Source organism: Streptomyces luteogriseus (genome assembly GCF_014205055.1).
In the GTDB taxonomy this organism is placed as follows: domain Bacteria; phylum Actinomycetota; class Actinomycetes; order Streptomycetales; family Streptomycetaceae; genus Streptomyces; species Streptomyces luteogriseus.
Genome location: NZ_JACHMS010000001.1, coordinates 6,849,965 through 6,863,127, shown reverse-complemented (window position 1 = coordinate 6,863,127; position 13,163 = coordinate 6,849,965). Strand labels below are relative to the sequence as shown.

10 protein-coding genes and 1 pseudogene are annotated in these 13,163 nt (G+C 73.1%); 6 read left to right on the top strand and 5 right to left on the bottom strand.

All coding sequences use genetic code 11. From position 1 onward, the window contains the following. Positions 1–371 precede the first annotated feature (371 nt). Positions 372–1,943, top strand: a pseudogene (gene ctaD, locus BJ965_RS30570) (aa3-type cytochrome oxidase subunit I); the annotation flags it as partial. Here ctaD and BJ965_RS30565 read toward each other — a convergent pair. From BJ965_RS30565 to BJ965_RS30555, 3 genes are read right to left on the bottom strand one after another with little or no spacing between them, the layout of a single operon-like run. Further along, positions 1,942–2,982, bottom strand: a complete 1,041-nt coding sequence (locus BJ965_RS30565; protein ID WP_246546080.1) for a helix-turn-helix transcriptional regulator — start codon at positions 2,980–2,982, stop codon at positions 1,942–1,944. The pseudogene ctaD and the gene BJ965_RS30565 sit on opposite strands and share 2 nt — an antisense overlap. 38 nt (positions 2,983–3,020) lie before the next feature. After that, entirely contained in the window at positions 3,021–4,307 is a 1,287-nt protein-coding gene (locus BJ965_RS30560; RefSeq protein WP_184913105.1) for an ABC transporter substrate-binding protein, read from the bottom strand. Then, on the bottom strand, positions 4,282–4,842 hold the full coding sequence (locus tag BJ965_RS30555; RefSeq protein WP_184913103.1) for a hypothetical protein: 561 nt from the start codon (positions 4,840–4,842) through the stop codon (positions 4,282–4,284). The genes BJ965_RS30560 and BJ965_RS30555 overlap by 26 nt, the downstream gene beginning before the upstream one ends. A gap of 145 nt (positions 4,843–4,987) precedes the next feature. On the opposite strand from BJ965_RS30555, the gene BJ965_RS30550 reads away from it, so the two are divergent. The 3 genes from BJ965_RS30550 to BJ965_RS30540 are packed head-to-tail and all read left to right on the top strand — an operon-like array spanning position 4,988 to position 9,059. Further along, entirely contained in the window at positions 4,988–5,464 is a 477-nt protein-coding gene (locus BJ965_RS30550) for a hypothetical protein (RefSeq protein WP_184913100.1), read from the top strand. Continuing rightward, positions 5,464–8,421, top strand: coding sequence for an ABC transporter permease subunit (locus BJ965_RS30545; protein WP_184913097.1), 2,958 nt, complete (start codon positions 5,464–5,466; stop codon positions 8,419–8,421). The genes BJ965_RS30550 and BJ965_RS30545 overlap by 1 nt, the downstream gene beginning before the upstream one ends. Continuing rightward, on the top strand, positions 8,418–9,059 hold the full coding sequence (locus BJ965_RS30540; protein ID WP_184913095.1) for an ATP-binding cassette domain-containing protein: 642 nt from the start codon (positions 8,418–8,420) through the stop codon (positions 9,057–9,059). Before BJ965_RS30545 ends, BJ965_RS30540 begins: the two co-directional genes overlap by 4 nt. A gap of 72 nt (positions 9,060–9,131) precedes the next feature. On the opposite strand, the gene BJ965_RS30535 is transcribed toward BJ965_RS30540, so the two are convergent. Then, positions 9,132–9,764, bottom strand: a complete 633-nt coding sequence (locus BJ965_RS30535) for a LysM peptidoglycan-binding domain-containing protein (protein WP_184913093.1) — start codon at positions 9,762–9,764, stop codon at positions 9,132–9,134. 543 nt (positions 9,765–10,307) lie between these two features. Here BJ965_RS30535 and BJ965_RS30530 point away from each other — a divergent pair. Then, positions 10,308–11,090, top strand: a complete 783-nt coding sequence (locus tag BJ965_RS30530) for a hypothetical protein (RefSeq protein ID WP_184913091.1) — start codon at positions 10,308–10,310, stop codon at positions 11,088–11,090. Positions 11,091–11,176: 86 nt separating this feature from the next. Beyond that, positions 11,177–11,563: a hypothetical protein gene (locus BJ965_RS30525; protein ID WP_184913089.1), complete on the top strand. Its 387-nt coding sequence runs from the start codon at positions 11,177–11,179 to the stop codon at positions 11,561–11,563. A 61-nt stretch (positions 11,564–11,624) separates the two neighbouring features. Here BJ965_RS30525 and der read toward each other — a convergent pair whose 3' ends face one another. Then, entirely contained in the window at positions 11,625–13,118 is a 1,494-nt protein-coding gene (gene der / locus BJ965_RS30520; RefSeq protein ID WP_184913086.1) for a ribosome biogenesis GTPase Der, read from the bottom strand. Positions 13,119–13,163: the final 45 nt, after the last annotated feature.

The following is a 13,163-nucleotide window of genomic DNA, read 5'->3' as shown; positions in this document are numbered from 1 at the left end:
GTCAGCCTCCCGTCACGCTTCTGTCACAAGATCACGACAGGAGTTTCGGGCGTCACCCGTCACACGGACGAGCGGTTCGCTACGCCTTCCGCAGGCATTCGATCGCAATTCCCGCGTGTCCCATGAGCTCATGGAAAAGCCCGGCGGAAAGTGCCGGGAGAAGTGCCGGTGAGGCTCCATTCCTTTCCGGTGCCGCGTCGGCCCGGCGGCGTCGGCACAGTACGGGAAATGCATGGCTTCGGCACAGAGAGGCCGGTACGCCCCCCTGTCGGAGCGCGCGGTGACGCGAGCATCACGGCGTGAGCGCGCGGGCATGCGGGGCGCGGGCTGCGGCGGGCCCGGCACGCGATGAGCGAAGGGGCGAGCGAGCGATGGGAACGCAGACCGTACAGGCCGTGACGCCGCCCGAACCGCGCACGCGGCACGGACGGGTGGTGGTCGACTGGCTGACGACGACGGACCACAAGAAGATCGGCCACCTCTACCTGATCACGTCGTTCCTCTTCTTCCTGGTCGGCGGAGTGCTGGCGCTGCTGATGCGCGCCGAACTGGCCCGCCCGGGACTCCAGATCATCGACCACACGCAGTACAACCAGGCGTTCACGCTGCACGGCACGATCATGCTGCTGCTGTTCGCGACGCCGAGCTTCGCGGGCTTCGCCAACGAGCTGATGCCGCTCCAGATCGGCGCGCCCGACGTCGCCTTCCCGCGGTTGAACATGCTCTCGTACTGGCTGTTCCTGTTCGGCGGGCTGATCGTGCTCGGCTCGCTGCTGGTGCCCTCCGGGCCGGCGGACTTCGGCTGGACCGCCTACGCCCCGCTCAACAGCGCGGAGCGCACGCCGGGTCTCGGGGCCGACCTGTGGATCATGGGGCTGGCGCTGGCCGGCTTCGGCACGATCCTCGGCGCGGTCAACTTCATCACCACCATCATCGGGATGCGCGCCCCCGGCATGACGATGTTCCGGATGCCGATCTTCGTCTGGAACACGCTGTTCACGTCGATCATGATCCTGATGGCGTTCCCGGTGCTGGCGGCGGCGCTGCTGGTGCTGGAGGCGGACCGGCGGTTCGGCGCGCAGGTCTTCGACGCGGCCAACGGCGGGGCGATCCTGTGGCAGCACCTGTTCTGGTTCTTCGGCCATCCCGAGGTGTACATCATCGCGCTGCCGTTCTTCGGCATCATCACGGAGATCATCCCGGTCTTCAGCCGCAAGCCCCTGTTCGGCTATCTGACGCTGGTCGGCGCGACGATGGCGATCACCGGTCTGTCGATGATCGTGTGGGCGCACCACATGTTCGCCACGGGCGCGGTGCTGCTGCCGTTCTTCTCCTTCATGAGCTTCCTGATCGCGGTGCCGACGGGTGTGAAGTTCTTCAACTGGGCCGGCACCATGCTCAAGGGCTCGCTGTCGTTCGAGACACCGATGCTGTGGGCGACCGGCTTCCTGGTGACGTTCCTGTTCGGCGGGCTGACCGGGGTGATCCTGGCGTCGCCGCCGATGGACTTCCATGTGACGGACTCGTACTTCGTGGTCGCGCACTTCCACTACGTCGTCTTCGGCACGGTCGTCTTCGCGATCTTCGGGGGGTTCTACTTCTGGTGGCCGAAGTTCACGGGGAAGATGCTTGACGAACGGCTCGGCAAGATCCAGTTCTGGGCGCTCTTCGTCGGCTTCCACACCACGTTCCTGGTGCAGCACTGGCTCGGCGCCGAGGGCATGCCCCGCCGGTACGCGGACTACCTCGCCGCGGACGGGTTCACCGCGCTCAACACCGTGTCGACGATCGGCGCGTTCCTGCTCGGCATCTCGACGCTGCCGTTCCTCTACAACGTGTGGAAGACCGCCAAGTACGGCGAGAGGGTCGAGGTCGACGACCCCTGGGGCTACGGCCGTTCCCTGGAGTGGGCGACCTCGTGCCCGCCGCCGCGGCACAACTTCACGACGCTGCCCCGGATCCGTTCCGAGTCCCCGGCGTTCGACCTGCACCATCCGCAGTACGCGGCGGTGACTGCGCAGCCCGAGCCAGAGCGCCATCAAGCCGGTCCCGAGTCCTCCTGATCGCCTCGATCAGCTCGACCGGCTCCAGCACCTCGAAGTCGAAGCCCAGCATCACCACGTGGATGACCATCACATCGAGGCTGCCGGCGCCGCAGCGCAGCAGGCAGGTGTCCGTGCTCTCCGCCTCCAGCACCCCGGCGGAGGGCGAGATGTGCTGGAGGGCGTCCTCCAGGGGTGCCAGGAGACGTACGAGGGCGTGGGTGGCGTACGCGCGCGTGGAGACGCCCTGGGAGACGTAGGCGGCCAGGTCCTCGGCGGGCGGGTCGCGCGGCACGAAGCGCGGGCCGTGCGGGGGCCTGGGCGTGACGCGGTCCACGCGGAACGTGCGCCAGTCGTCGCGGTCGAGGTCCCAGGCGACCAGGTACCAGCGGCGTTCGGTGCACACCAGGCGGTGCGGTTCGACGCTGCGGCGGGTGGTGGTGCCGTCGTGGCCGCGGTATTCGAAGCGCAGCCGTTCGGAGTCCCGGCACAGGTGGGCGAGTTCGGTGAGCACGGCCGGGTCGACCGAGGAGGGCAGCGTGCTGCGCAGCATCGGCACGGTGACGGCGTTCAGTGCGCCCACCCGGCGGCGCAGCCGGTTCGGCAGCACCTGCTCCAGCTTGGCGAGGGCGCGTACCGAGGTCTCGCCGATGCCGTCGATGCCCTGCCCGGCGGCGGTGCGCAGTCCGACCGCCACGGCGACGGCCTCGTCGTCGTCCAGGAGCAGCGGCGGCAGTTCGGCTCCGGCGCCGAGCTGGTAGCCGCCGCCGGTGCCGGGGCTGGCGTTGACCGGGTAGCCGAGTTCGCGCAGCCGGTCGACGTCCCGGCGCAGGGTGCGGGCGCTGACGCCGAGCCGGCCGGCCAGGTCGGCGCCGGACCACTCGCGGTGGGCCTGGAGCAGGGACAGCAGACGCAGCAGGCGGGCCGAGGTCTCCAACATGGGGCGAGTCTGCCAGGCCTTGCGGACAGCCACTGTCCTCAAGGCGCGTAGGCCAGTTGCGGGACGGTGAAGCAGGTGCGGTTCATGTCCCCCTGCCCCACCCAGCCCCTGCCGTCCTGCCAGCGGGCCACCGACAGGCAGGTCCTGCTGGTCTTCGGCGGCTCGGGCAGGCGGTCGAAGCGGACGGGGAGCAGCAGCCCCCCGGCGGTGTGGCCCTGGCCGCGGTTCATGAAGCCGTCGACGCACGCGCGGGTGATGCCCGTACTCGCGCAGGACGTCGCCGCGTCCGTGAACCACCGCGCGGCCGCCCACCCCTCCAGCTGCCACTGGGAGTGGGTCTTCAGGTCCTTCGTCGCCTCACGGAACTCCCGTACGGCCGGGTGGCCGGTGTCCTCGAAGTTGCGGCTGGCGCCGGTCGCCCACAGGGCGTTGCGGCAGCGCGGGGCGTCCTTGTAGTCGTCGCCGACGGTGGACGTCCAGTTCTGCACGTTGGTCACCTTGGCGGTGACGTCGGCTCCCGCCTCGTCCATGGCCTGGCAGAGCCGGGCGTTGCCGTGCCCGTCGATCGCGTCGAACACCAGGTCGGCGCCCTGCTCCTTGAGGTCGGCGGCGACGGCGCGGAAGTTGGGCAGGGCGAAGTCGACCTGCTCGGTGACGACCTCGTAGCCCTCGGCGCGCAGGCCGCGCTCGACGAGCCGGGCGTAGGCGGCCGAGGCGGACTGGTTGTAGGAGACGACGGCGGCGGTACGGGCACCGTGCTCGCGTTTGAAGTAGCGGTAGACCTCGGTGCCGCCGTACAGCTTTCCGCTCCAGCCGGGGGTGCCGTCGCGAGGCGCGAGGCTGCCGTAGATGCCGTAGAGGTGCGGGTAGGTGTCGTAGGCGGTGCCGATGGGCTGGCCGCCGATGTCGGGGACACCCGCGCGGGAGACGCGGGAGGCGCCCGCGTAGTCGAGGGCGGTCGTGGCGACCAGGGCGACGACCTCGTCCTCCTCGACGAGCTTGTGCACGCATTCGTTGTTGCCGACGCCGCTGCCGCCGTCGTCGCAGGTGCGCACCTCGACCCGGCGGCCGTCGATGCCCCCGCGCGCGTTGAGACGGTCGAGGAAGGCCCGGGCGCCGTCGCGCGGGCCGGTGAAGGCGCTGCCGCCGACCGGGCTGGTGGCGCTGGTGATGATGCCGACCCGCAGGGGCGCGGCGTCGCGGGGCGCGGGGGTGCGGTCGTCGTGCTCGAAGTCGCTCTCCGGGAGCCGGCTGCCGCAGGCCGCGCTCAGGGCGAGCAGCAGCACCGCGGCTACGGCCTCAGCAACCCGGGACCGGTGACGCATTGCCGCTCAGTTGCACCAGCGCGCACAGCGTCTTGGCGGACAGCTTCCAGGTGCCGTCCTGCTCGACGGCGCTTCCGGAGGCGTCGGGCAGGACGGTGGCGCCCTTCAGAGTGAGCGTGTACGTCACGTCCGCGCCGGTCGCCGAGGTGAACTCGACCTTGGTGACCTTCGCCTGGACCTGCCCGCCGCGCTCGTCGCCGCTGAACGCCTGGAGGACCGGGCGCATCCGGTCGCCGTTCTGCAGGACGGCCTGCTTCTCCTCGGTCGAGGTCTTCGGGTCGAAGAACTTCTGCCAGTTCTGTTTGATCTCCGCCTCCGCGGCGGCCCGGTCCGCCGGCGCGGTGGCCGGCGCGCTCGTGGTCCGCTCCGCGGTCGGTGTGGGGGGCGTGGACTCGCTGCCGCCGCTGTCGTCGCTGCAGGCCGCCAGGGCCGGGGCGAGGGCCAGGACCAGGGCCGCGGCGATCGCCGTACCCCGTCCCGCGGTGCGTGGCCCCCCTCTCGCGTTCCCCCGCTTGAGGTCGCTGCCGAGAACCATCTGGCTCACCACCGGGTGTCGGTCCGGGCCATGTGTGCCCGGTGCTTTCAGGGTCAGCTTCCACAGGGCATAGTGCAAGCGATCGGCGGACTTGAACAGGCAGCCCGACGCACGCACAGCCGAATCCGACGTGTGGGAGCCAGCGATGCGGACCAGCCGACTGCGGACCGTGCATCCCGTCCTGTGGGCAGGCTGGGCCGCCCTGGCCGCCGGCGCGGTGCTGTGCGTCGTCGGCTGGTACGGAGTCTCCGGCGAGCGTTACGCCGAACGGCAGCTGCCCTACCTGGCCTCCTGCACGATCCCCGGTGCCGCGCTGATCGTCGCCGGGGCGGTGCTGCTGGCCCGGGTCCGGGAGTCGATCGCCGCCGGGAGGGTGGAGGAGCTGTACGGCCTGCTGGTGGAGGACGAGCCGGCCGGGCCGGAGGAGACCGGCCGGGCCGTGCTCGCCCCGCTCGCGGTCAGCGGCGACCTGCTGATGGTGCCGGGCGGCACGCTGTGGCACCGCGCGGACTGCCCGCTGGTCGCGGGCAAGGCGGAGGCGGTCCCGGTGGACTCCAAGCTGGTGGCGAGCGGTGAGCTGGGCCCCTGCCCGATCTGCGAGCCGGCCGAAGAAACAGACTGATGTCCTCGCTGACGTACGACCTCACCCTCGCCGGGCTCTCGGTCGGCAGCGCGGCGGCGCTGACCGGGATCGGCCTGATCGTGACGTACCGCGCGACGGGCGTGCTGAACTTCGCGCACGGCGCGATCGCGATGGTGTGCGCGTACGGGCTGCGGCAGTGCGTGGTCGAGTGGGGCTGGCCGCTGTGGCTCGGGGCGGTGGTGACGCTGCTGGTGCTGGCGCCGGGGCTGGGTGTGGTCCTGGAGCGGTTCGTGTTCCGGCCCCTGGCGGTTCTGGGCGGTGACCCGGCGCAGACGCTGGTGGCGTCCATCGGGGTGTTCGTGCTGCTGGTGGGCGGGGCGGCGCTGCTGTGGGGGCAGGGGGCGCGGGACGACGCGCCGGTGCTGGTGCCGGACGAGCCGTGGGGACAGCTGGCGGTGGTGCTGGTGCTGGCCGCCGGGGTCGCGGCGGTGGTCCGCCGGACGCGGTTCGGGCGGGAACTGCGGGCCGTGGTCGACGACCGGCGGCTCGCCGAGCTGGGCGGCATCGACGCGGACCGGGTCGCGGCCACGGGCTGGGCGTTCGGCTCGTTCACGGCCGGTCTGACGGGTGTGCTGCTGGCGCCGTTCGTGCGGCTCGACCCGTACGGTCTTTCGCTGCTCGTGATGGAGGTCGTCGCGGTCGCGGTGGCCGCGCGGATGCGGAGCCTGACCGTCGCGGTGGTGGTGGCGCTGGGCATCGGGGTGGCGCAGAGCCAGCTGACGCGGCTGCACCCCTCGGGCTGGGCCGAGCCGCTCCTCCAGGCGGTGGGCACGAACCTGTTCGTCGTCGCGCTGCTGGTCGCGGCCCTGGTCCTGCCGGGCGTCGGGGAGCGGGACGCGCTGCCCCGCACGGCCTCGGCACGCGCGACGACCCCGCCGGGTGCCTGGATCGTGGTGCTCGTGCTGTTCCTGCTGCCGCTGGGGCTCGCCGGCCAGGATCTGCACACGTCGGTCCAGGTCCCGGCGCTGGCGGTGATCCTGCTGTCCCTGGTGGTGGTCACCGGCCGCGGCGGCCAGATCTCGCTGGGGCAGGCGGCGTACGCGGGCCTGGGCGCCCTGTTCACGGCCCTGCTGGCGGCGGGCCGTTTCCCGGGGCTGCCCGCCCTGCCGGAACTGGCCGCCCTCGCGGTGTCGGTGGTCCTGGTGGCACCGCTCGGCCTGCTGACGGGCTGGCCGGCGATTCACCGCCGGGGCCTGGCGCTGGCGCTGGCCACGTTCGCGGTCGGCGTGGGGGTGAGCCGCTTCGTCTTCGCCCAGCCGTACGCCACCTCGGACCTGTCGCTGGGCCGCCCCGCGGGCTTCGACGGGGACCGCGCGTACTACGTCCTGGAGCTGCTCCTGCTGGCGGTCGCGCTGCTGGCGACGTACGCGCTGCGGCGGGGGCGGACGGGCCGGGCCCTGGCCGCCATGCGGGATCACGAGCGGGGTGCGCAGGCGGCGGGTGTCGGCGTGCCCTCCCTGAAGCTGCTGGCCTTCGTCGCGGGTGCCGCGCTGGCCGCGCTGGGCGGCGGCATGCTCGGCATGGGTCTGCGTGCGTTCGACGCCGCCGCCTACGACCCCGTGCGGGGCCTGCTGTGGTTCGCGGCGGTCGTGGTGCTGGGCGCCGACAGCACGCTCGGCGCCCTTGCCGCGGCGGCCCTCCTGGTCGGGCTGGACGCGGGCACCCGGGGCGGGGTCGCGGCGGCCCTCGTCGGCATCCTGGCGGTCCTGGTGGGCCGCTTCCCCGGCGGCCCGTACGAGGCGCTGCGCACAGCGGGGGAACGCCTGCGACCGCGCCGCGCCCCGGCCCTGACGGCGGTGGGCGCCCGGGCCCGCGAGAGGCTGCGCCCGGCGGAGCCGGAACCGGAGCGGAGGGCACCGGTACCGAGCGGGGCGACGGGCGTGACACGCGGGGCGAAGGGCTCGGGAGCGGTGGGCCGACGCGAACTCCGGGACGACGTGAGCGGATCGGGCCCACGGGGCGACGCGGGCCGTTCGGGACGCGGCCCGTCGGGCCGTGCCGCCACCCGCCCGCCGAGCGACGACGGCCGCCCGTCGGCCGGAGGGCCCGAGAGGGGCCCCGAGCCACCCGACTCCTCCGCAGTCGCCCGGCCGGAGGCAACGCCCGAGGCTTCCGGGCCCTCCTCCGCCACGCGGGCCGACGCGCCCCTCGGCCCCTCTTCCGGCCCTCGGCCGCGCCCGGCCGCGCCCGGCGGCGGCGCGCCGCCGTCCACGGAACCGGCCACCGCCACCGCCCCCTCCGGCCCTCTCCTCACCGCCCGACGCCTCCACGCGCACTACGGCCGCTTCACCGCCCTCGACGGGGTGGACCTGGACCTCTTCCCCGGCCGGATCACCGCGGTCGTGGGGCCCAACGGGGCCGGCAAGAGCACCCTGTTCCACTGTCTGGCCGGGACGCTGCGGCCCGCGCACGGGACGGTGCGGCTCGGCGGGCGGGACATCACCGCGCTGCCCGCCCACGCCCGTACCCGGCTCGGCGTCGCACGGACCTTCCAGCAACTGGCCGTCTTCCCCTCGCTGACCGTGGCGGAGAACGTCCGGGTGGGTGCCGAGCAGGGCCGGGTGACCGACCCGGGTTCCGTGGAGCGCACCCTGAGGCTGCTCGGGCTCGACGGGCCCGTGCGCGCCCTGCCCGCCGCCGGGCTGCCCACCGGGACGCTGCGCCGCGTCGAACTGGCCCGCATCCTCGCGGGCAGCCCCCGCGTCCTCCTCCTCGACGAACCCGGCGCGGGGCTGGACACCGCCGAAGTGTCCGCGCTGGCCCGGGTCCTGAAGGCCCTGGCCGCCGACGGCACGGCCCTCCTCGTCGTGGAGCACGACCTGGACCTGGTGGCCGGTCTCGCGGACGTCGTGCATGTGATGACCGCGGGCCGGATCGTCGCCTCCGGCCCACCGGGACGCGTCCTGGGCGCCCTGGAATCGGGGGCCGGCCGATGACGACCGTCGCCCTGCGCCACGCACGCGTGCGCTACGGCCCCCTGGAGGCCCTGCACGGCGTCGGCCTCACCGCCCCCGGCCCGGGTCTCACCGTGCTGCTGGGCCGCAACGGCTCCGGCCGCACCACCGCCCTGCGTGCCCTGGCCGGCACGGTGCCCCTGTCGGGCGGCGCGGTGCTGTGGGACGGCGCCGACGTGACCCGCGTGCCCGCCTACGAACGCGCCCGGCGCGGGATGTGCCTGGTGCCGGAGCGGCAGGCCGTGTTCGGCTCGCTCACCGTGCGCGAGAACCTCGAACTCGCCGCGCGGGACCCCGCCGTGGCCCTCGACGCCTACCCGCAGCTGAGGCCCCTGCTCCAGCGGCGCGCCGGCACCCTCTCCGGCGGGGAGCAGCGGATGCTCGCCCTGTCCCGGGCGCTGCTCGCCCGCGCGCGCGTGGTGCTCGTCGACGAGCCCGCCCAGGGCATGTCGGCCGCGGTGGCGGCCCGGACGTACGAGCTGCTGGGCGCGCTCGACGCGTGCGTGGTGGTCGCCGAACAGCGGCTGCCGCCCGCCCTGCGGGGGCGGCCCGCGATCGTCTACGAACTGCGCCGCGGTGCCGTCGTGTTCGCCGGGGAGGCGGGTGAGCTCACGGATTGATCAGGGACGCCGGAACCCCGCCCGGTCGGTCGACCGGACGGGGCCCGTGGCCCGGCGAGGGGGAGCGGCGGCTCAGAACTCGAGGCGCAGGCCGGGCACGATCACGTCGGGATTCCCGCCGATGGCGGCCTTGTTGGCGGCGTAGAGGCGCTGCCAGGTGGTCCCGTGCCGCGCTGCGACGCCGCTCAGCGTGTCGCCCCGGCGGACGGTGTAGTCGCCGCGGGAGGAGCCGCGGTCCGCGTGTTCCGTGGAACGCTCCGGCACCTTCGACGGTTTCGCCGGGGCGCGCTCGGTGGAGGTGACCGGGTCGGCGGCGGGTGCGCCGCCGCTCGCCCCGGCGCGTGCCGAACAGGTCGGCCAGGCGCCCCATCCCTGGGCGCGCTGGACCTTGGTGGCGACGGCGATCTGCTGGGACCTGCTCGCCCGGTCGGCGGTGGGCGCGTAGGCCGTGCCGCCGTAGGCGTTCCAGGTGGAGGGGGCGAACTGGAGTCCGCCGTAGTAGCCGTTGCCGGTGTTGATGTGCCAGTCGCCGCCGCTCTCGCACTGGGCGATGCGGTCCCACACTCCGCTGTCAGCCGCCGCGGCGTTTCCGGTCGCGGCCAGCAGTCCGAGGGGCGCGAGCAGTGCCGCCCCGGCGAGGACCGCCGTCGTTCGAACCTGGTTCTTCCGGGCGGTGGGGCGAGTGGTATCGGCACATTCGGACATGTAGGTCCCTCTCGGAACACCCGGGCTTCCCCCTGACGGAACGCCACTCCCACGCCATGGGGCGCGGGGGTCGCGCTCGCCCCGTCCACCGGAGCGGTGCTGCGCCCGGTTCCTGGGAACCCGGCGGCCGGCGGACGTACCCGAGCGGTGCTCGTTGCACACGGCGGAGGAATCTAAGGAGGCCGGCGGCTTCCATCAACCGGTCGCCCGTCCGGGCAGGCCAGTTCACCGATACCTTGGGTAACGGCAATTTCCGGACACCCACTTCATTCGCGGATTTCCGGATTTGTCGACCCACCCCCCTCGCGATCTGTGACCCACTTCACTCCATCAAACCCCTTGCCACAACGCCGAGTTGACGGTGAGTGCGCGATTCCGCGCCCAGCGTGACCCTGTGCGCTGGTTGGTTCGATTCCGTTCGCCCTGGGGCGTGACTCCCGCCACAGATCGCCCGTTGTCTTCTTCATGAGCCGGGACCTACCCGGACCACGGGCCGGGAGCCACCCGGCTTTGCCACGCACCGCATCCCCGAGGGAGCCACCCGTGCCGCGCATGCTCGACGTCAGCGACGAGGTACGCGCCGAGATCGGCGACGAAGAAGCCGACCGCCTGCTCGCCGGAGAGACCGCCCCGGGCAGCTACGACTGCACGTCGTGCCGCACGCCGGGCGACTCCGAGCAGGAGCGCACCAGCACCGTCCTGTTCATCGGGGACGAGACCGCCGTCCTCGCCTTCGCCCACGCCGGCTGTCTGCCCTCGCAGGTCGTGCAGGTCACCGAGGAGCAGCTGCGGGGCGCCGTGAAGTCCATCACCGGCGACACCGTCGACCTGGAGCCCGACAAGATGGTGCCCGAGCAGGCGGTGCTCGGCGTGACCAGCGGGCTCGTCCTGATCGGCGGGGAGCTGCACCCGGCCCTGGTGGTGGAGCCGACGGGGCCCATCGCCCGGCCCGGCACGACCGGGACCGGCGACGACTTCCTGCCGCTGCTCATCGAGCAGGGCTTCATGCCCCTGACCGACCTGTCCGCCGTACCGCCGGTGCTGCACGGCTGGTCGGTGCTGCTCGCCGTGGGCCAGCTGCACGCGGTGCTCCAGCCGGGCAGCAACGGCGGCCAGCCGGTGGCCTGGTGGCAGGCGCACCAGCCGCTCCAGGTGACCGACCCCTGGCGCGCGGCCGCCAACAAGCACCAGCAGGTGCTGATGTTCGCCGCGCCCGTCGGCTCGATCGGCCGCCAGCCGCGCGAGGACCTGCTGCGGGACGCGCTGGACAAGGCCGCGGCCAACGGCCAGCTGGTCGCCTCGGCCCTGCCGCTGGCCGGCACCTGAGCCCCCGCGTCACCCGCGCAGGCCGCACACCTGCGAAAGCCGTACCCGGGCCGCATCCCTTGACCCGCGGGGTCGTTTGGACATACGTGCACGCATACGACGTTCCACCCCGCCAGTCCTTCTCGCCGATCCCGTCCGCGCGATCGGCTCAGGACTCCCAGGGCGGCCCATCGGCCACGCCGATCTACGACGCGCTCTACGCCGAGTACGTCAAGTCCTTCCGCGCACTGCCCGGCGACCGCAGCGGCGAGGAGAAGCTGGGCTTCACCGCCTTCGGGAACAGCCCGTACGGTTCGGGCTCGTACGGAGGCGCGTACGGCAGCTCGTACAGTGCCTACAGCGCGGGCGCCCAGAGCGCCCGGCACGCCGCCGGGCAGCAGCCGCAGTGGCAGCGCGTCGGCCCCGTCTCGCACGGCACGGGGATGCACTACGTACCCGCCGGACTGCCGCCGGGCCGGCGCGGCGGCGTCTGAGCGAGCACCGGACACCGGAAAGGGCGGCCCCGACGGGGCCGCCCTTTCCGGTGTTCTCGTGCTACTTCTTCTTGCCGCGCTTCTCGCGCACCCGCACGGAGATATGGATCGGCGTCCCGTCGAAGCCGAACTCCTCGCGCAGGCGGCGCTCGATGAAGCGCCGGTAGCCCGCCTCGATGAAGCCGGAGGCGAACAGCACGAACCGCGGCGGCTTGGTGCCCGCCTGCGTGCCGAACAGGATGCGCGGCTGCTTGCCGCCCCGCACCGGGTGCGGGTGGGCGGCGACCAGCTCACCGAGGAAGGCGTTCAGCCGGCCCGTCGGGACCCGGGTCTCCCAGCCGGCCAGGGCCGTCTCGATCGCGGGGACCAGCTTCTCCATGTGCCGTCCGGTGCGCGCCGAGACGTTGACCCGCGGCGCCCAGGTCACCTGGCCGAGCTCGGTCTCGATCTCCCGCTCCAGGTAGTAGCGGCGCTCCTCGTCGAGGGTGTCCCACTTGTTGTAGGCGAGGACGATCGCGCGGCCCGCCTCGACGGCCATGGTGACGATGCGCTGGTCCTGCACCGAGATGGACTCGGAGCCGTCGATCAGGATGACCGCGACCTCCGCCTTCTCGACGGCGGCCGCCGTGCGCAGCGAGGCGTAGTAGTCGGCGCCCTGCTGGAGGTGGACGCGCTTGCGGATGCCCGCCGTGTCGACGAACTTCCAGGTGACGCCGCCGAGTTCGATCAGCTCGTCGACCGGGTCACGGGTGGTGCCCGCCAGCTCGTTGACGACGACGCGCTCCTCGCCCGCCACCTTGTTCAGCAGGGAGGACTTGCCGACGTTCGGGCGGCCGATCAGGGCGATGCGGCGCGGGCCGCCGAGGCCGCCCCCGCCGAACGTCTCGCGCGGCGCCTCGGGGAGCACTTCGAGGACCTGGTCGAGCATGTCGCCGGTGCCCCGGCCGTGCAGCGCGGAGACCGGGTGCGGCTCCCCCAGGCCCAGCGACCACAGGTAGGACGCGTCGGCCTCGCCGCTCGGGCCGTCCACCTTGTTGGCGCACAGCACGACCGGCTTGCCGGCCTTGCGCAGCAGCCGGACGACGGCCTCGTCGGTGTCGGTGGCGCCGACCTTGGCGTCGACGACGAAGACGACCGCGTCGGCCGCCTCGATGGCGTACTCGGCCTGTGCGGCCACGGAGGCGTCGATGCCGAGGACGTCCTGCTCCCAGCCGCCGGTGTCGACGACCTTGAAGCGGCGGCCGGCCCACTCGGCCTCGTAGGTGACACGGTCGCGGGTGACGCCGGGCTTATCCTCGACGACGGCCTCGCGGCGCCCGATGATGCGGTTCACCAGGGTCGACTTGCCGACATTGGGGCGGCCGACGACGGCGAGCACGGGCAGCGGGCCGTGGCCCGCCGCCTCGATGGCGCCCTCGACGTCCTCGGGGTCGAAGCCCTCCTCCGCGGCGAGCTCCATGAACTCCGCGAACTCGGCGTCGCCGAGCGCCCCGTGGTCATGCTCGTACGCGCCCTCGGACGCGTCCGAGCCGTCGGGCTGGATGTGGTCGTTCATGAAGTCCGTACCTCGTCGTTCATCGTGGTGGTCGGTGGAGTGCCC

Excerpts from the sequence above, each read along its gene's own strand:
- BJ965_RS30560 (WP_184913105.1), bottom strand. The coding sequence starts at position 4,307 with ATGCGTCACCGGTCCCGGGTTGCTGAGGCCGTAGCCGCGGTGCTGCTG.
- BJ965_RS30550 (WP_184913100.1), top strand. The coding sequence starts at position 4,988 with ATGCGGACCAGCCGACTGCGGACCGTGCATCCCGTCCTGTGGGCAGGC.
- BJ965_RS30545 (WP_184913097.1), top strand. The coding sequence starts at position 5,464 with ATGTCCTCGCTGACGTACGACCTCACCCTCGCCGGGCTCTCGGTCGGC.
- BJ965_RS30555 (WP_184913103.1), bottom strand. The coding sequence starts at position 4,842 with ATGGTTCTCGGCAGCGACCTCAAGCGGGGGAACGCGAGAGGGGGGCCA.
- BJ965_RS30540 (WP_184913095.1), top strand. The coding sequence starts at position 8,418 with ATGACGACCGTCGCCCTGCGCCACGCACGCGTGCGCTACGGCCCCCTG.
- BJ965_RS30535 (WP_184913093.1), bottom strand. The coding sequence starts at position 9,764 with ATGTCCGAATGTGCCGATACCACTCGCCCCACCGCCCGGAAGAACCAG.
- BJ965_RS30565 (WP_246546080.1), bottom strand. The coding sequence starts at position 2,982 with ATGTTGGAGACCTCGGCCCGCCTGCTGCGTCTGCTGTCCCTGCTCCAG.
- der (WP_184913086.1), bottom strand. The coding sequence starts at position 13,118 with ATGAACGACCACATCCAGCCCGACGGCTCGGACGCGTCCGAGGGCGCG.